This window comes from Arthrobacter oryzae (assembly GCF_037911235.1).
Classification (GTDB): Bacteria; Actinomycetota; Actinomycetes; order Actinomycetales; family Micrococcaceae; genus Arthrobacter; species Arthrobacter oryzae_E.
The window spans coordinates 84,685-110,026 of record NZ_JBBLYW010000063.1; the positions used below are offsets into that span (position 1 = coordinate 84,685).

Here is a 25,342-nt window from a genome sequence, read left to right on the forward strand (position 1 = left end):
CTAAAGACTAGTCCTTGCCGGTAAAGTGGAAAACATGGCGACTGGTAAGAACCCTTTATTCGACACGGCCACCACCCTCGGAAAGATCCTTGCTTTCCTTGGCGTGAGCGCTATTTGTGGTGTCCTGGTGGCGGGCCTGCTGGTCCCGGCGGCCGCCGTTTCCGGCAGCACGGCCAGCGGATCCATCGAATTCTTCGACACCCTCCCGGCGGAGCTGCAGGTGGACCCGCCCAGCCAGTCCACCAAGATCCTCGCAGCTGACGGCAGCCTGATCGCCAACCTCTATGCCGAAAACCGCACCCGCGTTTCACTGGACCAGATGTCGCCATTCATCAGGGACGCAGTGATCGCCATCGAGGACAGCCGCTTCTATGAGCACGGCGGCGTGGACACCACCGGCATCATGCGCGCGCTGGTCAGCACAGCCCGCGGCAATAAGCAGGGTGCCTCCACCATCACGCAGCAGTACGTGAACAACGTCATCAACGCCTCGCTCGAAGCTGAAGGCAACACCGAGGACATCAAGCTCAACGGCGTCAACAAGGGCGTGGGCGACAAGCTCCGCGAGATGAAGCTGGCCATCGCCCTGGAGAAGAAGTTCACCAAAGAGCAGATCCTCGAGGGCTACCTCAATATCGTGTTCTTCAACCGGGACGCCTACGGCATCGAAGCCGCGTCCAAGTTCTTCTTCAGCAGCTCCGCCAAGGACCTGACGCTCCCCCAGGCCGCCCTGCTGGCCGGACTGGTGAACAGCCCGTCGTTCTACGACCCCATCAACAACCCTGACAACGCGAAGAACCGCCGCGACCAAGTGCTGAATGCCATGTACACCCAGGGCAAGATCCAGCAGGCGGACTACGAGGCCGCCGTGGCCACCCCGGTGGAAACCAAGGTCACCCCTGCGCGCCAGGGTTGCGCCTACGCTTCCACGGCCCCGTACTTCTGCGACTACGTCCTGCACCTCCTGCTGAACGATCCCGCCTACGGCGCAGACGCCACCGAGCGTGAGCGCAAGGTTTTCCGTGGCGGCCTGACCATCACCACCACCCTTGACCCCAACGCCCAGAACACGGCACAGGCCCAGGTGGACGCATCGGCGGGCGCCAACCCGGACAAGTGGGGCGCAGCGTTGGTGTCGGTCCAGCCGAACACCGGCAAGATCATCAACATGGCCCAGAACACCGTGTGGTTCGCCGGTGACGGCAAGTTCGACAGCCAGCTCAACTTCAACGTCGACCAGTACGATGCCAACGGCAACGACCTCAACGGCCTCGGCGGCGCGCAGCCCGGTTCAACCATGAAGCCCTTTACGTTCGCCCAGTGGCTCAACGAGGGCAATTCGATGAACGCGGTCTTGAACGGCGCCGTGCGTCGCTATCCGCAGAACTTCCCTTGGAAGAACACGTGTGAGACCCCGACTGTCGGCTGGTACGACAGCACCAACGGCGAATCCAAGGATCTGCAGAATGCTGAGGAAGGCTACTACCGTTCGATGACGGTCCTCGACGGCCTTGCCAACTCCATCAACACCATGACGTTTGCCACCGCGGCCAAGGTGGATCTGTGTGGAATCCAGAAGGTTGTGGACGCAGTGGGCCTCCATGAAGGCCTGCCCCAGAGGGACGACGCGGGAAAGATGGTCAACCCCCAGCCGCCCATCACCATGACGACGCTGGGTAACCTCCTCGGCTCCAGGCAGACGTCGCCGCTGTCCATGGCAAGCGCCTTCGCCACCTTCTCGAATGACGGCAAATACTGCGCCCCGATCGCCATCACGTCGGTGACCGACCAGACCGGCGCCCAGCTGCCGGCCCAGTCCACGAGCTGCCGCGACGCGCTCAAGCCCGAAGTCGCCCGCGGCGTGAACTATGCCCTGCAGGAGGTCCTCAATCGCGGATCCGGCTCGCTCATCCAGCCCCGGATCTCCACCAGGACCAGCTTCCCCATCGCTGCCAAGACCGGTACCTCCAACAACAACGGGTCCACCTGGGTCGTCGGACACACTACCGGCCTGGCCACCGCGGCGTGGTTCGGTGACGCCCTCGGGTCGCAGCAGCGCGCGGGCCAGAACGTCACCGTCAACGGCAAGTTCTACAAGGGCATCGACGGCTACATGATCGCCGGTCCGATGTTCTCCAACTTCATGACGCAGGTGGCACCGGCGTACGGCACCAACCCGTTCACTGCACCGCCGTCCAATATGATCAGCGGGACGCCCACGCGGCAGACCACCCCGACGACGCGTAGTACGGCGCCCGCCCCCGCGCCGGCACCGAGCACCCCTGCCCCGGAGCCCTCCAAGGACAACGGCAAGGGCAACGGGTAGGGGCCCCGATGGTGGACGCAACGTCGCTGGCAAGCCGCGCCCGGAGCATCGGACGCGGCTTTGCCGTCACTGCAGCCGCCGGCGCCGCCGCCGGCCTGGCAGCGGCCGGATACGGTCTGTGGGAAAAGAACCAGTTCGTCCTGCGCGAGGAAACGCTGCCCATCCTCCCCCCGGGGTTCGGTCCGTTCCGGGTCCTCCACCTGAGCGATATCCACTTCGTCCCGGGACAGGACCGGAAGGCACAGTGGCTGTCCTCACTGGCTGATCTGGAACCGGACCTGGTAGTGAACACCGGAGACAACCTCAGCCACGTCAAGGCGATCGATCCGCTGCTGAAAGCGCTGACGCCGCTGATGGAATATCCGGGCGTTTTCGTGCCGGGCTCCAACGACTACTTCGCGCCCAAGCTCAGGAATCCGGCGTCTTACTTCTCGGGTCCCTCGAAGGCACAAGAGAAGCCTGTGGAACTCGACTGGCCCCGGCTGCGCTCCTACTTCGGGATGTCCGGCTGGGTGGACCTGACCAACCGCAACCAGTCCGTGGTGCTCAAAGGCCTGCGCTTCGACTTCTCCGGCGTTGACGATCCCCACCTGAAACTTGAACGGTACGCGGGCTGGCCCCGCGGGACCAAAGGCCAGGACAGCACGCCCCACCTCCGGGTGGCGGTCATCCATGCTCCTTACCAGCGCGTGCTGGACCACTTCACCGAGGACGGCGCGGACATCCTGTTCGCCGGCCACACCCACGGCGGGCAGATCTGCCTGCCCGGCTACGGCGCCCTGGTGGCCAACTGCGACATCCCCACGTGGCGCGCCAAGGGCCTCAACGACTGGCAAAGCAACGGACGCACGACGCCGGTCAACGTGTCCGGCGGGATCGGCACCTCGCGCTTCGCCCCGGTGCGCATCGCGTGCCGGCCGGAGGCCGTGCTGCTGACTTTGACGGAGCGCTGAGCCGCCGGTCCATTACGAACCGCAATGACTGGGCAAGATTCCGGCGGCGTGCGGAATCCTGTGAACGGCGTCACTCCATGGCATAGGGTAGTTGCTAAAGGAAACTACATTCGCAGTTGAGCTTTAAGAAGCGGGCATGGCCAAGCAGCAGACTCCATTCTTCACGTCAATCAGCCGACTCTATCCCCATGTCAAGCCGATCATCCCCCGGCTTATCATGGGACTCCTGTGCGCCCTTCTTGCAAGCATCGTGGCGTTGGCCATCCCCCAGGTCCTGCGGGTGCTCGTCAATGACTCGCTGCGGCCGGGCGGCGCCACCGACGCGGTGTGGACCGCTTCCCTGATCATCCTGGGCCTGGGCATCGCCGAAGCCGGGCTGGTTGCCCTCCGCCGCCAGTTCGTCATCAACCCTGCAACCACCGTGGAAACCCGGATGCGGGTGTCCCTCTACGGGCACCTGCAGGACCTGACTGTCTCATTCCATGACCGCTGGGGATCCGGGCAGCTGCTCTCCAGGGCCATGACGGACCTGAACTTCCTGCGGCGCTGGATGGCGTTCGGCGCCATCATGCTGGTGGTGACCACGCTGACGGTGGTGATCGGCGTCGTCGTGATGTTCTCCATGAGCTGGCAGCTGGCGCTGATCTTCCTGGCCGCGGCCGTGCCCATCATGGTCTACGGATTCCGGTTCCGGACCCGCTTCAGCAAAGTGGCCCGCCGCAGCCAGGACCAGGCCGGCGACCTCGCCACCACAGTGGAGGAATCGGTCCACGGCATCCGCGTGCTCAAGGCGTTCGGCCGCAGCCGCGAGGCCCTGGAAAACTTCAACGAACAGGCCGAGGAACTTCGGCAGACCGAGATCGCCAAGGCCAAACACCTTGCCACGTTCAGCATGGTGGTCACCCTCCTGCCCGAACTGGCGCTCGGTGCGGGCCTGGTGGTGGGCATCATGCTGGCCGCGGACGGACAGCTCAGCATCGGCGCCCTGGTGGCATTCTTCGCAACGGCGGCCGTCATTGCCGCACCGGTGGAGTTCTGCGGCATGCTGCTGGCCATGGCGCTGACCGCCAAATCGGCCATCGACCGGCATTTCGAGGTCATGGATGCGGCCAACACCATCACCAGCCCCGGCCAGCCCCGGAAACCCGCGCAGCTCAAAGGCGCCCTCAGCTTCAACGCGGCGACGTTCGCGTTCGAGGACGCCCCGGACAAGCCGATCCTCAAGGAAGTCAGCCTGGAGATCCGCCCCGGCGAGACCATGGCCCTCGTGGGCATCACCGGCAGCGGCAAAAGCGCGCTGCTCCAGCTGGTCCCCCGCCTCTACGACGTGACCGCGGGCTCCATCACCATCGACGGCGTGGACCTGCGCGAGTTCTCCGTGGAGGAACTGCGCACTGTGGTGGGCGTGGCCTTCGAAGACACCACCCTGTTCTCCAATTCCGTCCGCGACAACGTGCTGCTCGGGGCCAGGGAACGGAGCCAGGAAACGTTGGAGGAAGCCCTTGATGTGGCCCAGGCGCACTTCGTCTACTCGCTCCCTGAAGGCCTGGAAACGCTGATCGGCGAGGAAGGCCTCAGCCTGTCCGGCGGCCAGCGGCAGCGCATCGCCCTGGCCCGTGCCATCGCCGCGAAGCCCAGAGTGCTGGTGCTTGACGACCCCCTGTCCGCACTGGATGTCAACACCGAGGAGCTGGTGGAAGCCCGGCTGCGCGAGGTCCTTGCCGACACCACCACACTGATCGTCGCCCACCGGCCGTCCACCGTGGCACTGGCGGACCGCGTGGCGCTGCTCGAGGGAGGGCGCATCGCCGCCGTCGGGACGCATACCGAGCTGCTGGCACACAACGAGCACTACCGCTACGTGATCGCCAGCCTGGAAACGGAACCGCGGGACCTGGATTCCGAGCTGTCGGACCTCTCAGAATTAACGGACGAGTCCGAGGAGATTTCCCGATGAGCACCGCTACCTTCGGCACCGCCAACGAAGACAACGCCCACCTGAGCAAAAGCGAAAGCAAAACCGTACGACGGCGGTCGCTCGCCTTGCTGGGGTCCCTGATCCGTCCCGTCCGGCTGAGGTTCTGGCTCACCATCACCACGGTGGTCCTCTCGCAGGCCGCCCGGGTGGCCGGCCCGGCGCTGATCGCCTTCGGCATCGACCATGCACTGCCGGCACTCCGGGCCGGGGACAATATGCCCCTGGTCCTCACCGGCGTCGCGTACCTTGCCGCGGCAATCGCCACTGCCGGCCTGACCGCGCTGTACGTGACCTCCACGGCCAGGCTGAGCCAGGCCATGCTGCTGGACCTGCGTGTCCGCGTCTTCCGGCACACGCAGCGGCTCAGCCTGGAGTTCCACGAGAAGTACACCTCCGGCCGCATCATCGCCCGGCAGACATCGGACCTTGAAGCACTCCGCGAACTCCTGGACTCCGGCGTCAGCTCGCTGGCCTCAGGGGTGCTCTTCATGGTGTTCACCGCCGTCACGGTGTTCGCCCTGGATTGGCGCAGCGGGCTGATTGTGCTGGCCGCAGGGGTTCCCATGTACTTCCTGGCCCGCTGGTACCAGAAGCACTCCCAGATCGCCTTCCGTGAATCCCGGGTGGTATCCGCACGCCTGATCGTTCACTTCGTGGAGACCATGACCGGCATCCGGGCGGTGAAGGCCTTCCGCAAGGAACGCGAAAACGCTGAACGCTACGGCGAACTCTCCGAGGACTACCGCAGGGTGACCGTCCGTTCGATCAACCTCAACGGCGTCTTCCAGCCCGGGCTGGTGCTGATCGGCAACGTCTGCGTTGCCGTCGTGCTGCTGTTCGGCGGTTTCCGGGTGCTGGGCGGGGACCTCGCCGTGGGTGTGCTGCTGGCCCTGATCCTGTCCACCAAACGCTTCTTCCAGCCGGTGGACCAGATGGCCATGTTCTACAACTCGTTCCAGAGCGCCCAAGCTGCCCTCGAGAAGGTCTCCGGCCTGCTCGAGGAGGTTCCCACCGTGCGGCCCCCGAAGAACCCCGTGGCGCTCCGGGATGCCCGCGGCACCATCGACTTCAACGGCGTGGAGTTCGGGTACGGCGACGGGCCGGTCATCATCCCGAAGCTGGACCTGCACATTCCCGCCGGGCAGATCGTGGCCCTGGTGGGTCAGACCGGTGCCGGCAAGTCCACCCTGGCCAAGCTGATCGCCCGCTTCTATGACGTAACCGAAGGCTCGGTGACACTGGACGGCGTGGACCTGCGCAGCCTCGCCACGCCGGACCTGCGGCGGAACGTTGTGATGGTTACCCAGGAGGCCTTCCTCTTCAGCGGATCCGTGGCGGACAACATCGCCCTCGGCCGCCCGGAAGCCTCCCGCGAGGAGATCGAGGAAGCTGCCCGCGCCGTTGGCGCCTACGACTTCATCATGGAACTGCCCGAAGGCTTCGACACGGACGTGAACAAGCGCGGCGGACGCGTCTCGGCCGGCCAGCGCCAGCTCATCAGCTTTGCCCGGGCATTCCTGGCCCGCCCGGCAGTGCTCATCCTCGACGAGGCCACGTCCTCGCTGGACATCCCCTCGGAGCGACTGGTGCAAAGCGGGCTCGCCGGCCTGCTGGAGGGCGTGGCCGGGCACGACGCCGGCCGCACGGCCCTGATCATCGCCCACCGGCTGTCCACGGTGGAGACCGCCGACCGCGTCCTCGTGGTCCACGACGGACGCGTCGTGGAGGACGGCACACCGGAGGAACTAATCGGCGGCGGCGGAAGGTTTGCCGAGCTGCACGGGGCGTGGAAGGACTCACTCGTGTAGCTTTCAGGTGGCTTCAGGATGCCGATTTCACATGGGGGCCGGAATCGGATACTCTTGTGAAGTTGCTTTTGAAGCAACGGATCGGGATGTGGCGCAGCTTGGTAGCGCGCGTCGTTCGGGACGACGAGGTCGCAGGTTCAAATCCTGTCATCCCGACCAAAAAGTAAGAGGGTCTTCCATTCGGAAGGCCCTCTTACTTTTGTAGCGGCGGTTCCTACCCTGACAGGGGCCGCCCCGTGAGTCAGAGGCCCTCGAACGTGGATCGCTGGCTGGCCTGGCCGTCGCCCAATAGTGGAACCCGTGGCCGCCCGGAGCCGTCGTCCTCCCGGTAGTCTCCGCGGCTCTCATAGGTCCGGACCTGGTTCACGTACCGGTGCCGAAGCCGGAGTCCGTAGGCAAAGAGCACCAGCGCCTCCAGCAGCGACGCAATGCCTACGATCCCCCATGCCAGCGTTCCGCCATCGGCCGTTCCGTCCAACACGGCGATTATTGCCGACCCCGCTACGGCGGCCACGATCAGGGAGGTCCCTGCAATGGTCCACGCGGCATAGGCACGCTTCAAGTCATTCGGTTCGCTGCGGTTCATGACACTCCCCTTGCGTCGTTTGGCCAAAAAAATAGCTCCGGGACATGGTTCGCGCATGTCCCGGAGCCTGTGTTCCCTTGCGGGAAGTACATCAACCGCTTTACATCGGGTCCGGCCAGTTACCGATGTGTGACGGAAAAGCCATGGGGTCCGGCCAGTTACCGATGGCCTGGGCAACCTGCATGGGATCGGGCCAGTTACCGATAGCGATGGTGCTTCCCAGCTGATCCGCCCAATTGCCGATAGGACCTGCAGACAACACTGCGGGGGCTGCGGCTGAAAATGCCAGTGCGCCAGCCAGTGCGGCGGCGGCTGCAATCTTCTTCAACATTAGGTTTCCTCAATACGAGTCGGATTCGTTACAAAGTCAGCACTGCCCTTGTTGACATACATTGTAAAATGTTTTCCACAGAGACTGTCAAGCATTTGGTACAACGACTGTCCGGAATAAGGAGGAAACCCGTGGGGAACGGATTCGGGGAGAAGCTCCGCGCCGAACGACTCGAACGTGGGTTGACGCAAGCAGAACTGGGAAAGGACCTCTATTCTCCCAGCTACATCTCCCTCTTGGAAACAGGCCGGCGTGAGCCAACCGCCGACGTTATAGAAGAGTTAGCCCGCCGGCTCGAGCTGGCCCCCAAAGCGTTGGAAGCCTGGAGCCAGCCCATCTCGGTCAGCGATGCCGAGTATGTCCTGGCCGGGCTCTACGCCCGCCAGGCCTGGGACCTCCGGGACTACCCGCTCGCAGCGGCCCACGCCGCCACTGCCGCCCAGATAGCCCTCGAGGGCAAGAACACCAGCGCCTGGTGGAACATGACCTACATGCAGGCGGAATGCCTCATGAAGCAAGGCCAGCTGCAGGAATGCCAGAACATCATGCTGCACCTCCTGGAACACCCCATGGCCACCGAGTCCGCCGGCCTGGGAGTGCGCGCCCGGCAGATGCTCGCCGCAGTGTGCCACGGGCAGGGCCAGCTGGCCACCGCCGTCGAGCATGCCCAGAAAGCCGTGGAACTGTGCTCGCAGCTGCCCAAGGGATCCACGCTGATCATCGGCGCGCTGCGCGCGCTGATCGGCGCCCTGGCCGAAAGCGGCCGGCTGGACGAAGCCTGGACGTACTGCCAGGCCATGAACGACCAGATGGACGACCAATCCATCTCGCAGCTGGCAGGCGAAGTAGCCTGGGTGATCGGCAACGTTGCCTTCATGCGGCATGACTACCCCGAGGGCATCAAGTACCACGAGCGGGCCGCCAAACTGCTCTCCCCGGCCAACGACATCGAGCTGTGGGCCCGCTTCAACAAGGCCTCCGCGGCAGTCAGGCTCTCCTCCGGCATCGTGGAACCGGAAACCCTCTCCGCCATCGAACGCGCCGAGCTGGCCCTGTCCATCGTGGGCGGAAACAAGACGGACCAGCTGGAAGTGGCGTTTATCCGCGCGCGCTGGCTCTACCTCACCGGCGACATCCCTGCCGCGGTGGACAAGCTCCGCGAGATCCACGCGGAGCGGAAGGCCCTCGCCCGCCACACGGCAGGCGAAGTCTCACTCCTGCTGGGGAAATCGCTCAAGGCCGCCGGGGAATCCGACGAAGCCCTGGTGCTCCTCGAAGAAGCGCAGCAGGAATTCAGCGCCGCCGGTGCTTCCGACCGCGTCCAGCAGGCCATGGACGCCGTGCTGGAGATCAAGCTAGCCCAGCGGCGCGCCGCCGCGGCCAAGGCCGCGGCGGAGGCCAGCTAAGCGAACTTCAAGCCGGTGAGCTTTTCGTAGGCTTCAACGTAGCGGCCGCGCGTGCGGCGCACCACGTCCTCCGGCAGTGCCGGCGGCGGTGTGTCCGAAGCCCGGTCCCAACCGGACTCTGCGGACGTCAGCCAGTCGCGTACGTACTGTTTGTCATAGGACGGCTGGGACCTGCCCGGCTCATACGTGGCGGCGTCCCAGAATCGTGACGAGTCCGGGGTGAGCACTTCATCACCCAGGGTGATGACGCCGGTGGCCACGTCAAAGCCGAACTCCACTTTGGTGTCCGCCAGGATGATGCCGCGTCCGCGGGCGATTTCCTCGGCGGTGGTGTAGATCTTGAGCGTCAGCTCGCGCAACCGGGCGGCAACGTCCTCGCCTACCAGAGCCACGACGGCGTCGTAGGTGATGTTTTCGTCGTGCTCCCCCACCTCAGCCTTGGCGGACGGGGTGAAGATGGCTTCGTCCAGGCGCGAACCGTCCACCAGGCCCTCCGGCAGCGGGATGCTGCACACGGTCCCGGACTGCTGGTATTCCAGGAGCCCGGAGCCGGTGAGGTAGCCGCGGGCGATGCATTCCACCGGGAACATGTCCAGCTTCTTGCAGATCATGGCGCGGCCCTCGACTGCTGCCGGCACCCCGTCCTCCACGGTGGATGCCAGCACGTGGTGTTCGACGTCCAGCTGATCGAACCACCACAGGCTCAGCTGGGTGAGGATGCGGCCCTTGTCCGGGATCTCGCTGGAAAGCACGTGGTCGTAGGCGCTGATGCGGTCACTGGCGACCACCAGGACGCACTCCTGGCCGAACTGCGCCACGAGGGACTGGTCCGCGGGAACGTAGAGGTCCCGGACCTTCCCGGAGTACACATGACGCCAGCCGGGTAGATTCAGCGTCGCGGTGTCCAGGCCTGCCTTGGGGGCCGCCTCAAGGGGGGAATTCTCAGTCATGCTATGCCTTCGTCTTCGTCACAGGCAGCGATCCGGTGGCTGACCCCGTGGTGTTGGCCACCTTGATTTCGCCGCGGGCCGCCTTGCGCCCGATGTCCGTACGGAACTGTCCGCCTTCAAGCTGCACCAGCTCCACGCCGTCGTACGCCCGTTCGCGGGCCTCCACGAGGTCGGTTCCCAGCGCCACCACGGCGAGGACGCGGCCGCCGGCGGAGACCACTTTGCCTTCCTCGTCCAGCTTGGTGCCTGCGTGGATGACGTGCACGCCCTCCAGCTCGTCCACCTTCTTGAGCCCGCGGATGCGGTCGCCGGTGCGCGGGGTGTCGGGGTAGTTTTCGGAGGCGACGACGACGGCGACCGCGGTGTCCTTGGACCAGCGCAGCTCTTCCGCCTTGTCCAGTTCGCCCTTGGCGGCCGCCAGCAGCAGCGAGCCGAGCGGGGTCTTGAGCCGGGCCAGCACGGCCTGGGTTTCAGGATCGCCGAAGCGGACATTGAACTCGATGACGCGGGTGCCGCGCGAGGTCAGGGCAAGGCCCACGAACAGCACGCCGACGAACGGGGTGCCGCGATGTGCCATCTCATTGACAGTGGGCTGGGCCACACGGTCGATGACCTCCTGAACCAGGCCTTCCGGGGCCCACTCCAGCGGGGTGTACGCGCCCATTCCGCCGGTGTTGGGGCCTTCGTCGTTGTCGAAGATGCGCTTGAAGTCCTGCGCCGGCGAGAGCGCCACGGTGTTGCGGCCGTCGCACAGCACAAACACGGAAACCTCAGGACCGTCCAGGAACTCCTCGATCACCACGGAGCCGCCGGCGTCGAAGCAGGTCTGCGCGTGGGCCAGGGCTTCGTCCCGGTTGTTGGTGACCACCACGCCCTTCCCGGCAGCGAGGCCGTCGTCCTTGACCACGTAAGGGGCGCCGAAGGTATCCAGCGCGTCCGCGGCTTCCTCGGCGGTGCTCGCGACCCGCGCCATGGCGGTGGGCACGCCGGCCTCCGCCATGACCTGCTTCGCGAAGGCCTTCGACGCCTCGAGCTGGGCGGCCGCCTTGCTGGGTCCGAAGACGGGGATCCCGGCTGCGCGGACGGCGTCGGAAACCCCTGCGGCCAGGGGCGCTTCGGGGCCAACCACTACCAGGTCCACCGTCAGCTTGGTGGCAAGGGCCGCTACGGCGTCCGGATCATTGCCGTCAATGTTGTGGGTGGGGACCAGTTTGCCGATGCCCGCGTTGCCCGGAGCCGCGTGGACTTCGGAAACGTTGGGGTCTGCAAGCAGGGAGCGGACAATGGCGTGTTCGCGGCCACCAGGGCCAATGACGAGTACCTTCACAGTCTCCAAGGGTACTTTGTGCACCGGGCCCGGTCCTAAGCCGTGTCCTGCCTCCGTCAATCCTTAACGCCGGCAGTTACGAAGCACCGGCATGAAGAAGCTCACGAACTGGCTCAAGGGTCCCGCCGCGCTGGCGGCGCTGGCAGGCGTGGCCGCGGCCGCCATCGTACTTTCCGTTGCGGAACTGACCGGCGCGTTCTTCACCGCGCGGGCAACGCCGCTCATCGCCCTCGGCTCCACGTTCATCGACTTCACGCCGCCGTGGCTGAAGGACTTTGCCATCGCCACCTTCGGCACCAATGACAAGGCGGCATTGTTTGCAGGCATGGGGCTGACCATTTTCCTGCTTGCGTGTGTGCTGGGAGTGGTGGCGTACCGGAAGTGGGCGCTGGGCGTTGCCGGGGTGCTCCTGATGGGCGCCGTCATCGTTGCCAGTGTGGTCACGCGCGCCGGTGTGGAGCCGCTGGACGCCATCCCCTCGCTCATCGGCACTGCAGCCGGTCTGGTGGTGCTGCGCCTGCTGACGAAGCGGCTGTGGCGGATGCGCCCCTGGCCCGGTGTTGCCGCGGACGTGGCGGCCGAGGACAGCGGGCGCCCCGCCACCACGCGACGCGGCTTCTTCGCCGCCAGCGGGATCACTGCGGTAGCTGCTGCCATTGCGGCCACCGGCGGACGCCTGCTCAGCACTGCCCGGAGCAACATTGCCCAGGCCCGCGAATCGCTCCAGCTGCCTTCGCCGGCCAAGGCAGCCCCCGCTGTCCCGGCGGGCGTGCAGTCCGCCGCCCCGGGAGTCACGCCGTGGCTCACCCCCAACAACGAGTTCTACCGGATCGACACCGCCCTGAGCGTGCCGGAGATCAACGCCGAGGAATGGGAACTCCGCGTCCACGGCCTGGTGGAACAGGAAGTCACCCTCACGTTCCAGGACCTGCTCGACGCCGAACTGATCGAGTCCCACGTGACCCTCACCTGCGTGTCGAACCCCGTCGGCGGAAACCTCGCCGGCAACGCCAAATGGCTGGGCTTTCCCCTGCGCGAGGTCCTCAAGATGGCGCGCCCCAAGGACGGCGCCGACATGGTGCTGTCCACGTCCGAGGACGGCTTCAGCGCCTCGACTCCGCTCGAAGTGCTGCAGGACGACCGGGATGCCATGCTGGCGATCGGCATGAACGGCGAGCCGCTGCCGCTGGAACACGGGTACCCCGTGCGCATGGTGGTCCCGGGCCTGTACGGCTTCGTCTCCGCGACCAAGTGGGTGGTCGACCTCGAAGTCACCCGTTTCGCGGACAGCAAGGCGTACTGGACCGACCGGGGCTGGTCCGAGCGCGGTCCCATCAAGACGATGGCGCGGGTGGAGGTGCCCAAGTCCTTCGCGCAGGTCCCCGCCGGGAAGGTGGCAATCGGCGGCACGGCCTGGGCGCAGACACGCGGCATCACCAAAGTGGAAGTGCAGATCGACGACGGCCCCTGGACCGAGGCCGTCCTGTCCGCAGAGGCCTCCGTGGTGACGTGGCGCCAGTGGTCCTTCGAATGGGACGCCACGCCGGGTCCGCACTACATTAAGGCCCGTGCCACGGACGGTACCGGCGAGGTCCAGACGGACAAGCGGGCCGATCCCGTACCTGACGGCGCTTCCGGCTGGCAGTCGGTCATGGTGACCGTGGGATAGCCCGGCCGATGTCCCCGGATTTCCCGGGTTTCCGGCAACGGCACCATAGACTTTAGCCATGCCAGAAAATCCGCATGCCACATTCACAGTGGAGTCCGCCGTCGAACTGGCAGTCGTGGAACGAAGCGGTTTCGTTGAATCCCGGCACATCGGCTCGGCCGTGGTTCTTGCCGCCGACGGAACGGTGGTCACGCAGCTCGGCGACATCACCACCCCCATCTACGCCCGCTCGGCGCTGAAGCCTCTCCAGGCATTGGCGGCCATGCAGGCCGGCGTCCCCCTGCGCGGCGCACAGGTGGCCCTCGCCTGCGCCAGCCACACCGGGTCCCTGGATCATATGGACGTGGTGGAGGGGATGCTGAAGGCCGCGGGAGTCAAGGAAGAGCAGCTGCAGTGCCCCACGGCCTGGCCGCAGGACGAGAACGCCCGCCACTGGCTCATCCGGTCCGAACAGGGCAGGTCCAAACTCGCGTTCAACTGCTCGGGCAAGCACGCAGCATTCCTCTGGGCCTGCACGGAGAACGGCTGGGACACCCACAGCTACCTTGAACCCAACCACCCGCTGCAGCAACGCGTCCGGTCGGCAATCGAGGAGTACTCCGGCGAGCCGATCGCGCACCTGGGCATCGACGGCTGCGGCGCCCCGGTGGCGGCCATCTCCCTGACCGGACTGGCACGGGCGTACTCGCGGCTGGCGAAGGCCCCCGGGGACAAGAACTCCAATGCCCGCGCTGCCACCATCGCCACGTCCATGCTCGACTACCCGTGGGCCGTCCAGGGCAAGGGCGAACCCAACACCATCGTGATGGACGAACTGGAGATCATCGCCAAGATCGGTGCCGAGGGCGTCCTGGCCATGGCCACCACCACCGGGGTTTCCGTGGCCATCAAGGTGCTGGACGGAAACCTGCGCGCCACCACCCTGGTGGGCCTCACCCTGCTTGCCGCCTCCGGCGCCGTGGACATCCCGGGAGTATCCAGCGTCCTGGAAAAAGTGGTGGAACCGGTCCTCGGCGGCGGCCGCCCTGTGGGTAAGATCCGGCTGGGCCACGCCGTCTCGGCGCTGCTGGACTGAACCCCCCGGGCCCGTGGCCGTACAGTTCATCGCAAGCCCTGCTGAGCTGACGGCTGCGCTGCGGGCTGCCACCCCTGGGTTGACCATCCACTTGCGCGACGGGTTGTACGTGGGCAGGTTCGTGGCGGCCGCATCCGGAAACGCTTCCGCCCCCATCACCCTGGCCGGCTCGCGGGCTGCTGTCCTCAGCCCGGGATCCCTCCGCAGCGGCTACGGGCTTCACGTCACGGGAAGCTACTGGAAGATCTCCGGGCTGTCCGTGTCCGGAGCGGCAAAAGGAATCGTCCTGGACGGAAGCACCCACACTGTCATCAGCAATGTGGACGTAGGCGGCATAGGAAGCGAAGCGGTGCACTTCCGAAGGAACAGCAGCGACTGCATCCTCCGGAACTCGCAGCTCCACGACACAGGGCTCGACCGCCCGGGCTGCGGCGAGGGCGTCTACATCGGAAGCGCTAAAAGCAGCTGGAAAACCGTCATGGGATCAGCCGAGGAGCCGGACCGCTCGGACCGCGTGCACATCCTGAACAACACGATCTTCCGGACGGCCGCCGAGGGCGTGGACGCCAAAGAGGGCACGTCCGACGGCCTGGTCCGGGGCAACGTCTTTTACGACGCCGGATACTCCGGGAGCAACTCCGCCGATTCCTGGGTGGATATCAAAGGAAACCGGTATTCCGTGGAAGGCAACGCCGGGTCCGTTGCCAGGAGGGACGCCTTTCAAGTCCACAGTGTGCTCGACGGTTGGGGCATGGACAACGCCTTTTCCAACAACACAGTCCTGGCCGGCGTACCGGGCTTTGAGGTATGGGTCCAGTCCGGCGGCCTCCGGACTGTCATTGCCCGCCACGAGAGCAAAGCCGGCCTGGGCTTGACCAACATGCCATGAGACCGACGCCCGGGCCGGCTCCCTCTCCCTCTCCCTCTCCCTCAGGGTCGCCACCCCAGGGGCTTTCCTAGCGGGGCAGTCCTGGTGCCTCGCTGGGCGATTCCGTCCGGCTCGGGGCACCGCCTGCGGGCCTGCCCGGCTGGCAGGGCCGGCCGAGGGCCCGGTATTCCCAGCCCTTCGATGTGTACAGATGCGCGTCAAGGGCATGCCTGCCGTCCACTACGCGTCGGTGCCGCACCAGCCCGCCCAGGTAATCGGGGTCGGCAATGCGGAACTCCTTCCATTCGGTCAGAAGTGCCACCACGTCTGCCTGCTCCACTGCCGCCGCCAGGCTGTCTACATAGTTCAGGTCCGGGTACAGGCGGTGGGCATTGGCATTCGCTTCAGGGTCGTACACCGTGACTATGGCGCCTTCGAGGTAGAGCATCCGCGCCACGTCCAGGGCGGGGGCGTCCCGGACGTCGTCGGAATCGGGCTTAAAGGCCGCCCCAAGGGCTGCCACCCTCACGCCGGCGAGGTTTCCGCCGGCGAGCTCCCGCACAAGATCCACGGTTCGGATCCGCCGCCTGTTGTTAATGGAATCCACTTCGCCCAGGAAGCTGACCGCCTGCCCCACCCCGAGCTCTTCAGCGCGATGTTTGAATGCGCGGATGTCCTTGGGCAGGCAACCGCCCCCGAAGCCAAGACCGGGCTTGAGGAACCTGCCCCCGATCCGGTCGTCCAGGCTGAGGGCGGATGCCAGGAGGCTGACATCTGCGGAGGTGGCCTCGCATACCTCCGCCATGGCGTTGATGAAAGAGATCTTGGTGGCCAGGAAGGAATTGGCTGCCACCTTCACCAGTTCGGCCGTGGCGAGGTCTGCGACGATCAGGGGCGTCCCGGCGTCGAGCAGTGGCCTGAACGCACGCCGAAGTGTGTGCTCAGCCCAGGCGGAAGTCACCCCGAACACCAGGCGGTCCGGGTGCAGGGTGTCCTGGACCGCAAAACCCTCCCGGAGGAATTCAGGGTTCCACGCTACTTCGAGTTCCGCGCCCAAAGACGACGTCTCAGAAACCATGGAGGTGAGCCGCTGAGCGGTCCCGATCGGCACAGTGGATTTCCCCACCAGAAGTGCCTTGCGGCTAATGCGCGCTGCCAAACCCATGAAGGCCGACTCGACATAGCTGACATTGGCGGCGAAGGAGTTGGCGGCCTGGGGTGTGCCTACGCAGATGAAGTGGACGTCGCCGAATTCGGCCACCTCGTCAAGGCTGGTGGTGAACGTGAGGCGGCCGGAAGCGAGTGCCTCCCGGAGCTTCTCCGGCAGGCCAGGTTCATAGAACGGCACCTGGCCCGCCCGGAGCTGGCCTATCTTGCGGTGGTCGACGTCGAAGCCCATGACGTCAAAGCCCATGATTGCCATGCATATTGCGTGCGTTGCGCCGAGGTAGCCGGTGCCGATCACCGTGATTTTGGGCGCGTTAGAGGAAGGATCAGGGGTGTTCATTGGCTTCTCGTTCCGTCTCGAAGGGAAAATGGAGCAGGAATAGCCGGCTTTCCGCCGGCCCTATTTCGCCTCTGGAGTGCACGGGACGTTCGAAAGTCCCTGCCCTGCCTTTGAGGCACTGTTGCTGCACTCGACGACGTTCTCCCGCGCCGGCTTCAGGGAGTACCCGAGGCCCGGCCCGTTGACTTCCGCGGTGTTGGCCCGGAACACGTTCCCGGTGCCCCAGCCGTCCACGATTTCGTGGGTCTGGAACCCATCCAGGGGTGAGTTCTTTCCGGTGTTCCTTTCTATCCGCCAGCCCTTGCCTTTTACGTCCACCCAGGAGTCGGCTTCGCTGATGCCGGAGCCGTCGAAGGAGTTATCGAGCAGGAAACCCGACGACGTGCCCTCCTTGATGTCGATGTTCTCCGCTGTGGTGTCTGAAATGCTGTTTCCGCTGATTTCGTTGCGGTCGCTTTTGTCCGGCTCGCAGGCGCTGATATCGCACCAGTTGCTCTGCGCCGATCCGATGTAGATCCCCTCGCCGAACTTGGGTTTCCTCAGCCCGGCGCCCCGGATAGTGTTGGCCAGGACGCGGTTGTCCGAGCTGAACCTGCGCAAATGGATTGCTTCGTCGCCCACGTCCTCAACCGTCAGGTCCTGGATGACCGAGCGTGTGGTCTCATCCAACATCACCCCTTTCTGCCCGTTCCGGACGGTGAAACCCTGCACGACCCAGTACGAGGCCCGGTCCAGGTGGAGTACATAGCCGTCATTCGTGCCCCCGCCGTCGAGCACGGCGCCTTTCCCCCCGCACAACGTGATGGGCTGCTGCTGGGTGGCAGTGCCGGTAACTGCGAAGTTGCCGACGTACACGCCGTCGGCAAGGGAGATCACAGTGCCCGGGCGCGGAGCTGCCAGGGCCGCGGTCAGTTCCGCCGCCGTCGTGACGGTGACTGTGGCGTCAGGACAACGCGGAGGAGTTCCCACCGACCCGCCGCTGCCGGCCGAGGCCCCGTCGCCGGCCGAGGCCCCGTCGCCGGCGGAGGCCCCGTCGCCGGGCTGCGAGGCACCGCCGGGCTGCGAGGCGGACGGTGAAGCCTCGATTTTCGGCGCGGCGTCCTGGAAACTGATCACCGCATAGACCCCCACGAGGGCGGCAACCAGCACCGTGACAAAGGTGATCCAGACTGCGGGCTTCAGCTGGCGGCCCGTCATTGCGGTTGCCTCACGTCGTCATACGTCACCACTCCCCTGCTCAATGAAGTCAGCGGGACGTAATCGGCATAGGGGCTCCGCAGGACGCGCTCGGCGTTCTTTCCGCGTGCCACGGCGGTTACCAGCAACAGGGCCCCCAGAAGGAACCAGATGAACGTGAGCGGCTGGAACACCGACTTGACCACCCTTTCCACCGTGAAGGCCGGAACCCACGCAAGAGTCTCGTTTTCTCCCAGCCGGGCGCCCGACGATGACTCGCTCCAGATTGCCGTTGGGCCGTTTCCTGCCAGGAGGTTGCCGGCGACGCTCGTCTTGCTGACATCTCCCAACAGGGTAATGCCGTGGTTGGAGATGTTGTTCAGGGTGTTTTCTTGGACGTCGGCCGCAGCGTCCCTGACGTAGATGCCGGTGTCGCCGCCGATGATCGCGTTGCCGTTGACCTTGGCCGCGGATCCCGCTCCCCGTACGGCAATGGATTGCCTTGCCTGGTCCAGCAGGGTGTTGTTGGCAATGACGACTCCCTTGGCGCCGTCCGCTGCCACGATTCCCATTTCGTTCCGGGCCACCCTGTTGTTGCGGATAGTCAGGCCTGATCCCCCTGTGACCTCGATCCCGTAGCGGGCGTTCTTCTCAAACGATCCCCCGCTGACCTGGCTGCCGCCGTAAGCGTCAACCGCCGTTCCGACGGCGTTGGGCCCGTCGGCCAGTGGTCTGCCGTCAACGGACAGGCCGTTACGGCCGTTCTCCCGGGCTTGGATGCCCTCAAAGCTGATGCGTACGGTGGACCGCCCCACGCTGAACCCGTCCACGGCGTTTCCGGAGGACGTGGTCCCGGTGATGGCGGTATCCGAGACAAACCGGTGCAACACCAGGCCATCCACCAGGCTTTCGGCAATGACGGTGTCCCTGATGACCACATCCCTTGCATTGGTGATGAACAGGCCGTAGGCATTGTCCGTCACGCGGAGGTTGTTGATCCCCGCCGTCACAATGCTGTAGTCCTGGGCCGACGCCCCGGTGAGCGTAGCCAGCTCGGGTTCCGGCAGGAGCCGGGCACCGCCGTCGGCCGCCGGCGTCTGTGACGGGGCCGGAACTCCATCGTTGAAGGTCCCCACGGCATCCGTCCCCGTTAGGGAGAGTCCTCCCGTGTTTCCACTCCAGAAACCCAGATTGGAGACGTCCGAGTGGGCAAACGAAGCGTGGCCGCCGATGACGCGGATATAAGCCCGGCCGTCCACGGTGGTCGTGTCCGGTCCCCCCGTGGCGCTGTCCCAGCTGGTGACGGAGACCTTTGAGGCTTCGGATCCGCCCAACGTGAGGGATCCGCCCAGCGTAACTACTGAGACAAAGCCCTGCGCTCCGCTTTCCAGCCGAAGGTCCAGTTCTTTGGCAGGATCGGGGGAGGCCAGTGACAGCGAAGCCCCGGCCAGAACGGCAACGCTTTCGGACAGGAGGTAGGACCCGTCGTCCTGGCTGCGGAAAGCGCTGGGAGCAAGAGCCAGCAGGTCCGCCACCGTGTATTCCGCGCTCCGGGCCGGCAGAACCAGCGTGTAGCCGGCACCTGTCCTGAGGCGGTACGGACCCTCCAGTCCTTCAACACGCCAGCGGGCCGCGGAAGCCACGGTCCGGACATAGACCAGCCGTTCGTCTTCCTGCTGCACCAGGCGCGCTTCACTGGCAGGGTTTCCCGGATACAGCACGCCCTGGACGTTGCCGTTGCCCGCTATCTCGTTGCGGCCCAGTGCGTCCGCGGTTTCACGGTTGCCGATGTTCCCCGCATAGATGAACCCTGCCGTGGCCAGTGCGGCAGTCAGCCCGGCCACGGCAATCGCCCGGCCCGCCCTCATGCAGCCACTTCCCCGGTGTTGAGGCTGCGCGCATCCTGCCCGTCGCCGCCTATCTGGTCAGCATGGCGGGTGAGCCAGCCCTGCTTGTTCATCGTGGCGAAAGCGTAAAGCTTGATGGGAAGCGCCACCAGAATGACAGTGACCGCCAGGATCGGGAGTATCAGGATGTCCTTCGGGTGCCGGCGCAGATGGGAGATGCCACGGATGCCACGGCCCAGAAGGAGCCAACACACAGCGGCGGCCACGCCGAAGGGCGTCGGGTCGAGCCGGTGGAAGATCAGGTAGGACATAGTCAATCCCATGGTGACCGGCGTCAGGACGATCTGGAGGACGGTAACCTTCGTCACGAATGGAACCCGCCACAGCCACCCCTTGGCGATCGCGGTGAGGTAGCACCGGTAGGAATTGCGGCTCCAGCGGATCCGCTGCTTCATGAACGCACGGAAACTGGCAGGGAACATGGACAACGCCCGGGCTGATGACTGATGGACGGTCTTGTACCCCGATGCCAGCACCAGCCAGGTAAGCCGGCCGTCATCACCGGAGATGCAGCGCCTACCCATGAAGAATTCGTTCTCCAAGTGTTCGATCACGCCCATCACTGCGCTTCGCCGGTAGACGGCTGTGCGCCCCGAAATGCAGGGCACGGCACCGGCCCGGCCCATGGCGGGGACGTAGTCCAGGTATCGAACGTTGACTAGCCAGTCGGCGATGCGCCGCCAGATGCTGCTGTCCCGCTGATAGACGGTCTGGTGTGTCCCAACTGCACCCACGGCAGGGTCCTCAAAGGGCATCTGCACGTTGGCCAGCAGGCCAGGCTCCCACCACGTGTCCGAGTCAGTCAGCACCAGGACGTCGAACCTTGCCATCCGCATGCCCACGCCCAGTGCCGATCGTTTGCCCACATGATGGAAGAGGACAGGACGGATGGAAGGGTCCCCCAGCGCCGTGATCCGCTGGTAGGCATTCAGGTCCTCGATGTCCAGGACAATAATGATCTCGTCCGGTTTCTGCTGCCGCCAGGATTCCAAAGCGCTCATCAGGATGTCGGGGTCCTCATGGAAAGAGGGAACCACTACGGAGGTCGAGGCCTGAAAGCCTGTCACGATCGGACCGGCCCGATGGGAGAGGATGAAACGGTAAAGCCACAGGCCCCAGACGATAACGCCGGCGACGGCGAGGGGAAAATAGGGCGAAATCTCGGCATAGAATTCGCTGAAGTTGCTACCCGTCAGGCTCAGGCTGCGAAACGCGCCGTCGTGGACTAAAAGAAGAAGTGGCATGAGGGTCCTTCGCTGTAGTGGATGTCAGTGAAGGAGCAACCGGCGCTGTTCGTGGTCTGCGCCTCTCCGATCCGCCACCAGGAATCGGTAGCGGACGCCCTTGCGTAACACCCCTGCAGCGGGGGTTTGGGCTGTTCACTGCTGCCGACTCTGCGATGAGCCTTTTAACGAGCATGCCTGTCCCGGTTCCGGCTGCGCCAGCAATCGCGGTACCCTAATTCACTTCGTGACTACCCGTGTTTCCGCCCGGAGCACCCGGGTGGCCTGCACGTAATTACTGAGATTTTCGTCCAGAAGGAGAGGCCTGCCGCATGGCTATAGCGCGCCGTCGTATCGGCATTGAGGAAGGCCGCGCGGCACTCGCGGCGTGGCAGGAATCCGCCGGCCAGGCGTCGGGTGTTCCGGCGCACGGCGTTCCGCGTGCGGTGACCGCCACGGCGGTGCGCTACACGCTGGAGGAGGTCACGGCGAGGGCGCCGGGCAACTCCGTGGAGGTGCGCGTCCCGCCGTTCGGCGTCACGCAGTGCGTTGAGGGGCCACGCCACACGCGGGGCACTCCCCCGAACGTGATTGAGTGCGACGCCGCGACCTGGCTGGCGATGGTCACCGGACAGCTGAGCTGGTCCGACGCCGTCACATCCGGGAAGGTCGCAGCGTCAGGGCTCCGGGCGGACTTGTCGGAGCTCCTGCCGCTGTAGCTAAGCCGGCCTCAGCCGCTCCAAGAAAAACCTTAGCCCCGGCCGATGAACGGCATGCCGGCAGCCGTGATCACCACGGAGCCGACGCTGGCCGTGGGCGGCATGCCTGCCATCAGAAGCACCGCGCGGGCGGCGTCCTGCACCGGGAACGTCGGCTCCACCCGGCGGCTGCCGTCAGCCTGCAGGGCGCCGGAGTCGACGCCGATGGTGCCCATGATGTCCGTGGCTGTGTTGCCGATGTCGATTTGGCCGCATGTGATGCCGAACTCCCGGCCGTCCAGTTCGATGCTCTTGGTCAGCCCCGTCATGGCGTGCTTGGTCACCGTGTACGCGACTGTCCGCGGCCGCGGCGAATGCGCGGAGATGGACCCGTTGTTGATGATGCGTCCGCCCTGCGGCTCCTGGGATTTCATCGCTCGCACGGCAGCCGCTGCGCACAGCATGGAACCGGTGAGGTTCACCGCCACCACCGCGTCCCAGTCGGCCACACTGATCTCATCCACCGACGCCGCCGGGCCGAACACACCGGCGTTGTTGAACAGGACATCCACTCTCCCCCATCTCTGGAGGGCTGCACCGAAAAGCCGCTCGACGTCGTCGGGCACCGAGACATCGCAAGGCACCGTCAGCGCCTGGCGGTGGCCCGCCGCGGACTCCAGCAGCGGCTCCTCACGGCGGCCGGCCAGCACCACGCGGTAGCCTTCGGCAAGCATGAGCCGCGCCACTGCCCGGCCGATCCCGGAACCCGCGCCGGTCACGACGGCGACCGGCCCCGGCCGGTGGGGTGGTACAGGCCGGTGGGTTGCAGTCATTCGTTGCTCCTTGTTGGTGGCCGGCTGTCAGGGCCCCGGCTACGGCGCCGCAGGCACGTCCGCTGCGGTTATGGGCCAGCCTACGACGGACTTGGGCCGCGGGCTGGCATACGTCCGGACTTTGGATGTGGACAGCCCCAGCCGCACCAGGGATTCAGCGATGGTCACGGCCGCCGCCACCCCATCCACCACCGGGACACCCGCACGCCGGCGGATTTCCTCGTCCAAGCCCGCCATCCCGCCGCAGCCCAGGACAATGACCTCGGCTTTGTCGTCACGGACGGCGATCAGCGACTGTTCGATGATCGCTTCGACGGCCCGTTCCGGTTCCTCCTCCAGCTCCAGGACGGCCATGCCACTGGCCCGCACCGACGCGCACCGCACATCGAGACCGGCCAGCTTCAGCCGGTCCTCGATCAGCGGAACCGCACGGTCCAGGGTGGTGACCACCGAATATTTGTGGCCAAGGAACATCGCGGTGGAGGCTGCCGCCTCGGTGATGTCGACGACGGGAACGTCCAGGAGCTCCTGCAGTCCCTCGCGTCCGTGCTCGCCGTACCCGGCCTGGATGACGGCGTCGAACTGTTCCGGGTAGTTCACCACGGCGTCCATGACGGCGATCGCCGCGAGATAGCTTTCAAAGTTCCCCTCGCAGGAGTCCGCGCCGAAGCGCGGCGTGATCCCGATGATCTCGGTCCCGGGCGCGGCAGCGGACCGCGCCTGGGCGGCGATGGAATCGGTCATGGACTGGGTGGTGTTCACGTTGGCGACAAGGATGCGCATGGCGGGGTCTTCCGGTTAGTGCTGGACGGGGGCGGTCGGCGCGGGATGGTCAGCTGTACTGGTCAGTGTGTGCTCGCCACGGCGATGGCCTCGCCGTCGACGTCTTCCAGCCGCTGCGAGCGGTCCGCGATGAAGTAGTACACCACCGCGGCGATGCCGGCCGCGAAGAACCACGCGAACGGGGCGGCAGCCTCCAGCGCCGGAACGAACGCTATCAGGAGCGCGACGGCGGCTGCCGGGACCATGGCGATGATCGCCCGGGGGTTGAAGCCCTTCTTGTAGAAGTACGCTCCGGCAGGATCTTCCGTGTACAGCTCAAGCACGTTGACCCGGCCGCGGCGCAGCAGCCAGTAGTCGGCCATCACGACGCCGAACAGCGGGCCAAGCAGGGCCCCGAGGCCGCCCAGGAAGTACACGATCACCAGCGGATTGTTGTACATGTTCCACGGCAGGATGATCAGTCCGATGGTGCCGCTGACCCAGGCCGCCTTCCGGAAGTTCAGGTGCTTCGGGAACAGGTTGGTCAGGGCGTAGACGGGGGCCACAAAGTTGGCCATCAGGTTCACGGCGATGGTCAGGATGAGCAGCGCGAGGCAGGCCAGGACGAGGAACAGCGTATTCGGAATAGTCTGGACGATGTCGGAGGGGCTCTGGATGACCGTGCCGTTGATCTTGAACTGTCCGCCGGCCATGACCACGACGATGGCGCCGAAGAGGAGCATGTTGATGGGAATGCCCCAGAAGTTGCCGCGCACCACTGCCTTCTTGGAGACGGCGGACCGGGTGAAGTCGCAAAAGTTCAGGACGAAGGTTCCGTAGATGGCCACCCAGAGCGCACCGCCGGCGAAAATCGTGCGCCACATCTCCGCGCCTTCAAGGGCGTTGTCCGAAGCCCAGGCAATGGAGCCGCCGGCTTCCACGAAGATCCAGATGGCAATGGCCGCCATCGTCACCAGGATGACGGGGCCCGCAAACGCTTCATACTTGCGGATCATTTCCATGCCGAAGCTGACGATGACCAGCTGGACGATCCAGAGGAACACAAAGGAAGCCCAGCCCAGCGTGGAGAGGCCAAGGACGGAATTGGTGTCCAGCTCGCGCAGTGAAGGGACCATGGCCACGAGCATGACGCGGAGCACCACCGACGCCAGGTAGGTCTGGATGCCGAACCAGGCCACCGCAACGGCGCCGCGCAGGAGGCTGGCAATCTGGGCTCCCCTGATGCCGAAGCTGATCCGGCTCATGACGGGGAACGGCACACCGGTCTTGACGCCCATGAAACCCGAGAAGCTCAGCAAGGCGAACAGCAGGATGGCGCCCACGCCGAGGGCCAGGAGGATCTGCCAGCCGCCGAGGCCCAGGGCGAAGAGCCCGATGGCGAAGGCGTAGTTTCCGAGGCTGTGGACGTCGTTGGCCCACAGGGTGAAGATGCTGTAGCTCGTCCAGCGGCGGCCTTCCCGCTTCGTCGGGGCAAGGTCGATGTTGTAGAGCCTGGGGCTGATGGTGCGCCCGGATGCGGCGCTCGCTGTTTCGCACAGGGCGTCGATGCCCGTTGCGGGGTGGACCGGCTGGCTCGACAACGCTGTCGGGCCGGGAGCCGTTTCGACGCCGACTGATGGGGTCGTCTGCATCTGGATCTCCAGTTCTAGGGGACGGGTAAGGGCGGAAGTTCGCACTTCCGAAGCGTTCTTCCACAAAGTGGAAATAAGGTTTTGAGGAGTGAAATAACTCTATGACCTGGATCACCTCACGGTCAAGGAAGTTGCGTTGCGGCGGGCTGTCACAATCCGTCCGGAGGGCCGCTGCTACCGCTCCGCGCGTTAGTGCCCCGCAGTCGCCTTGACCACGCGCCCCCTTCTACATAATCTCGAATGGCAAGAATGTTTTCTCACAATATGAAAACTTAGAGCCCAGACATTCAAAGATGAAAAGAGGCTG

20 protein-coding genes and 1 tRNA gene are annotated in these 25,342 nt (G+C 65.4%); 10 read left to right on the plus strand and 11 right to left on the minus strand.

The genetic code is table 11. From position 1 onward, the window contains the following. Window positions 1-34 precede the first annotated feature (34 nt). From WMN78_RS16805 to WMN78_RS16825, 5 genes are all read left to right on the plus strand, one after another. A complete protein-coding gene (locus WMN78_RS16805; protein ID WP_340534867.1) occupies window positions 35-2,326 on the plus strand; it encodes a transglycosylase domain-containing protein in 2,292 nt (763 codons plus the stop codon). 8 nt (window positions 2,327-2,334) lie between these two features. Beyond that, window positions 2,335-3,279, plus strand: a complete 945-nt coding sequence (locus tag WMN78_RS16810; RefSeq protein WP_340534868.1) for a metallophosphoesterase — start codon at window positions 2,335-2,337, stop codon at window positions 3,277-3,279. A gap of 136 nt (window positions 3,280-3,415) precedes the next feature. Beyond that, the gene (locus WMN78_RS16815) at window positions 3,416-5,236 is read left to right on the plus strand and encodes an ABC transporter ATP-binding protein (protein WP_340534869.1); all 1,821 of its coding nucleotides are present in this window, start codon (window positions 3,416-3,418) and stop codon (window positions 5,234-5,236) included. Next, window positions 5,233-7,065, plus strand: a complete 1,833-nt coding sequence (locus WMN78_RS16820) for an ABC transporter ATP-binding protein (RefSeq protein ID WP_340534870.1) — start codon at window positions 5,233-5,235, stop codon at window positions 7,063-7,065. The genes WMN78_RS16815 and WMN78_RS16820 overlap by 4 nt, the downstream gene beginning before the upstream one ends. Before the next feature lie 82 nt (window positions 7,066-7,147). Continuing rightward, a tRNA-Pro gene (locus tag WMN78_RS16825) sits at window positions 7,148-7,224 on the plus strand. Window positions 7,225-7,306: 82 nt separating this feature from the next. On the opposite strand, the gene WMN78_RS16830 is transcribed toward WMN78_RS16825, so the two are convergent. Both WMN78_RS16830 and WMN78_RS16835 read right to left on the minus strand, forming a co-directional pair. After that, window positions 7,307-7,651, minus strand: a complete 345-nt coding sequence (locus tag WMN78_RS16830; protein ID WP_340534871.1) for a hypothetical protein — start codon at window positions 7,649-7,651, stop codon at window positions 7,307-7,309. Between the two features lie 100 nt (window positions 7,652-7,751). Continuing rightward, window positions 7,752-7,982 (minus strand): hypothetical protein, encoded by a 231-nt coding sequence (locus tag WMN78_RS16835; protein ID WP_340534872.1) that lies wholly within the window; start codon window positions 7,980-7,982, stop codon window positions 7,752-7,754. A 131-nt stretch (window positions 7,983-8,113) separates the two neighbouring features. Between WMN78_RS16835 and WMN78_RS16840 the strand changes: the two genes are divergently transcribed. Next, window positions 8,114-9,388, plus strand: a complete 1,275-nt coding sequence (locus WMN78_RS16840; protein WP_305942201.1) for a helix-turn-helix domain-containing protein — start codon at window positions 8,114-8,116, stop codon at window positions 9,386-9,388. Here WMN78_RS16840 and WMN78_RS16845 read toward each other — a convergent pair. Together WMN78_RS16845 and purD are read right to left on the minus strand one after the other, a co-directional pair. Continuing rightward, the gene (locus WMN78_RS16845) at window positions 9,385-10,338 is read right to left on the minus strand and encodes a phosphoribosylaminoimidazolesuccinocarboxamide synthase (protein ID WP_340534873.1); all 954 of its coding nucleotides are present in this window, start codon (window positions 10,336-10,338) and stop codon (window positions 9,385-9,387) included. The two genes, WMN78_RS16840 and WMN78_RS16845, sit on opposite strands and share 4 nt — an antisense overlap. 1 nt (window position 10,339) lies before the next feature. Further along, a complete protein-coding gene (gene purD / locus WMN78_RS16850) occupies window positions 10,340-11,665 on the minus strand; it encodes a phosphoribosylamine--glycine ligase (RefSeq protein WP_340534889.1) in 1,326 nt (441 codons plus the stop codon). 91 nt (window positions 11,666-11,756) lie between these two features. Here purD and WMN78_RS16855 point away from each other — a divergent pair, with 91 nt between their 5' ends. The 3 genes from WMN78_RS16855 to WMN78_RS16865 are packed head-to-tail and all read left to right on the plus strand — an operon-like array spanning window position 11,757 to window position 15,298. Beyond that, a complete protein-coding gene (locus tag WMN78_RS16855; protein WP_340534874.1) occupies window positions 11,757-13,334 on the plus strand; it encodes a molybdopterin-dependent oxidoreductase in 1,578 nt (525 codons plus the stop codon). 58 nt (window positions 13,335-13,392) lie between these two features. Then, window positions 13,393-14,409: an asparaginase gene (locus tag WMN78_RS16860; RefSeq protein WP_340534875.1), complete on the plus strand. Its 1,017-nt coding sequence runs from the start codon at window positions 13,393-13,395 to the stop codon at window positions 14,407-14,409. Window positions 14,410-14,422: 13 nt separating this feature from the next. After that, a complete protein-coding gene (locus WMN78_RS16865) occupies window positions 14,423-15,298 on the plus strand; it encodes a right-handed parallel beta-helix repeat-containing protein (protein WP_340534876.1) in 876 nt (291 codons plus the stop codon). Window positions 15,299-15,365: 67 nt separating this feature from the next. On the opposite strand, the gene WMN78_RS16870 is transcribed toward WMN78_RS16865, so the two are convergent. The 4 genes from WMN78_RS16870 to WMN78_RS16885 are packed head-to-tail and all read right to left on the minus strand — an operon-like array spanning window position 15,366 to window position 21,111. Next, entirely contained in the window at window positions 15,366-16,784 is a 1,419-nt protein-coding gene (locus tag WMN78_RS16870; protein WP_340534877.1) for a UDP-glucose/GDP-mannose dehydrogenase family protein, read from the minus strand. A 60-nt stretch (window positions 16,785-16,844) separates the two neighbouring features. Beyond that, window positions 16,845-17,981, minus strand: coding sequence for a hypothetical protein (locus WMN78_RS16875; protein ID WP_340534878.1), 1,137 nt, complete (start codon window positions 17,979-17,981; stop codon window positions 16,845-16,847). After that, window positions 17,978-19,828, minus strand: coding sequence for a right-handed parallel beta-helix repeat-containing protein (locus WMN78_RS16880; protein WP_340534879.1), 1,851 nt, complete (start codon window positions 19,826-19,828; stop codon window positions 17,978-17,980). The genes WMN78_RS16875 and WMN78_RS16880 overlap by 4 nt, the downstream gene beginning before the upstream one ends. Next, window positions 19,825-21,111, minus strand: a complete 1,287-nt coding sequence (locus tag WMN78_RS16885; protein WP_340534880.1) for a glycosyltransferase — start codon at window positions 21,109-21,111, stop codon at window positions 19,825-19,827. The genes WMN78_RS16880 and WMN78_RS16885 overlap by 4 nt, the downstream gene beginning before the upstream one ends. Before the next feature lie 311 nt (window positions 21,112-21,422). Here WMN78_RS16885 and WMN78_RS16890 point away from each other — a divergent pair, with 311 nt between their 5' ends. After that, the gene (locus WMN78_RS16890; protein ID WP_340534881.1) at window positions 21,423-21,809 is read left to right on the plus strand and encodes a sterol carrier family protein; all 387 of its coding nucleotides are present in this window, start codon (window positions 21,423-21,425) and stop codon (window positions 21,807-21,809) included. 32 nt (window positions 21,810-21,841) lie between these two features. On the opposite strand, the gene WMN78_RS16895 is transcribed toward WMN78_RS16890, so the two are convergent. The 3 genes from WMN78_RS16895 to WMN78_RS16905 form a co-directional block, all read right to left on the minus strand. Beyond that, complete coding sequence (locus WMN78_RS16895; RefSeq protein ID WP_340534882.1) at window positions 21,842-22,621, minus strand: SDR family oxidoreductase; 780 nt, start codon at window positions 22,619-22,621, stop codon at window positions 21,842-21,844. Window positions 22,622-22,660: 39 nt separating this feature from the next. Then, window positions 22,661-23,404: an aspartate/glutamate racemase family protein gene (locus WMN78_RS16900; protein WP_340534883.1), complete on the minus strand. Its 744-nt coding sequence runs from the start codon at window positions 23,402-23,404 to the stop codon at window positions 22,661-22,663. A gap of 62 nt (window positions 23,405-23,466) precedes the next feature. Beyond that, the gene (locus WMN78_RS16905; RefSeq protein ID WP_340534884.1) at window positions 23,467-25,035 is read right to left on the minus strand and encodes an NCS1 family nucleobase:cation symporter-1; all 1,569 of its coding nucleotides are present in this window, start codon (window positions 25,033-25,035) and stop codon (window positions 23,467-23,469) included. Window positions 25,036-25,342 lie beyond the last annotated feature (307 nt).

Coding starts and splice junctions, on each gene's coding strand:
- WMN78_RS16805 (WP_340534867.1), top strand. CDS start 35: ATGGCGACTGGTAAGAACCCTTTATTCGACACGGCCACCACCCTCGGA.
- WMN78_RS16810 (WP_340534868.1), top strand. CDS start 2,335: ATGGTGGACGCAACGTCGCTGGCAAGCCGCGCCCGGAGCATCGGACGC.
- WMN78_RS16815 (WP_340534869.1), top strand. CDS start 3,416: ATGGCCAAGCAGCAGACTCCATTCTTCACGTCAATCAGCCGACTCTAT.
- WMN78_RS16820 (WP_340534870.1), top strand. CDS start 5,233: ATGAGCACCGCTACCTTCGGCACCGCCAACGAAGACAACGCCCACCTG.
- WMN78_RS16830 (WP_340534871.1), bottom strand. CDS start 7,651: ATGAACCGCAGCGAACCGAATGACTTGAAGCGTGCCTATGCCGCGTGG.
- WMN78_RS16835 (WP_340534872.1), bottom strand. CDS start 7,982: ATGTTGAAGAAGATTGCAGCCGCCGCCGCACTGGCTGGCGCACTGGCA.
- WMN78_RS16845 (WP_340534873.1), bottom strand. CDS start 10,338: ATGACTGAGAATTCCCCCCTTGAGGCGGCCCCCAAGGCAGGCCTGGAC.
- WMN78_RS16855 (WP_340534874.1), top strand. CDS start 11,757: ATGAAGAAGCTCACGAACTGGCTCAAGGGTCCCGCCGCGCTGGCGGCG.
- WMN78_RS16860 (WP_340534875.1), top strand. CDS start 13,393: ATGCCAGAAAATCCGCATGCCACATTCACAGTGGAGTCCGCCGTCGAA.
- WMN78_RS16870 (WP_340534877.1), bottom strand. CDS start 16,784: ATGAACACCCCTGATCCTTCCTCTAACGCGCCCAAAATCACGGTGATC.
- WMN78_RS16875 (WP_340534878.1), bottom strand. CDS start 17,981: ATGACGGGCCGCCAGCTGAAGCCCGCAGTCTGGATCACCTTTGTCACG.
- WMN78_RS16880 (WP_340534879.1), bottom strand. CDS start 19,828: ATGAGGGCGGGCCGGGCGATTGCCGTGGCCGGGCTGACTGCCGCACTG.
- WMN78_RS16885 (WP_340534880.1), bottom strand. CDS start 21,111: ATGCCACTTCTTCTTTTAGTCCACGACGGCGCGTTTCGCAGCCTGAGC.
- WMN78_RS16890 (WP_340534881.1), top strand. CDS start 21,423: ATGGCTATAGCGCGCCGTCGTATCGGCATTGAGGAAGGCCGCGCGGCA.
- WMN78_RS16895 (WP_340534882.1), bottom strand. CDS start 22,621: ATGACTGCAACCCACCGGCCTGTACCACCCCACCGGCCGGGGCCGGTC.
- WMN78_RS16900 (WP_340534883.1), bottom strand. CDS start 23,404: ATGCGCATCCTTGTCGCCAACGTGAACACCACCCAGTCCATGACCGAT.
- WMN78_RS16905 (WP_340534884.1), bottom strand. CDS start 25,035: ATGCAGACGACCCCATCAGTCGGCGTCGAAACGGCTCCCGGCCCGACA.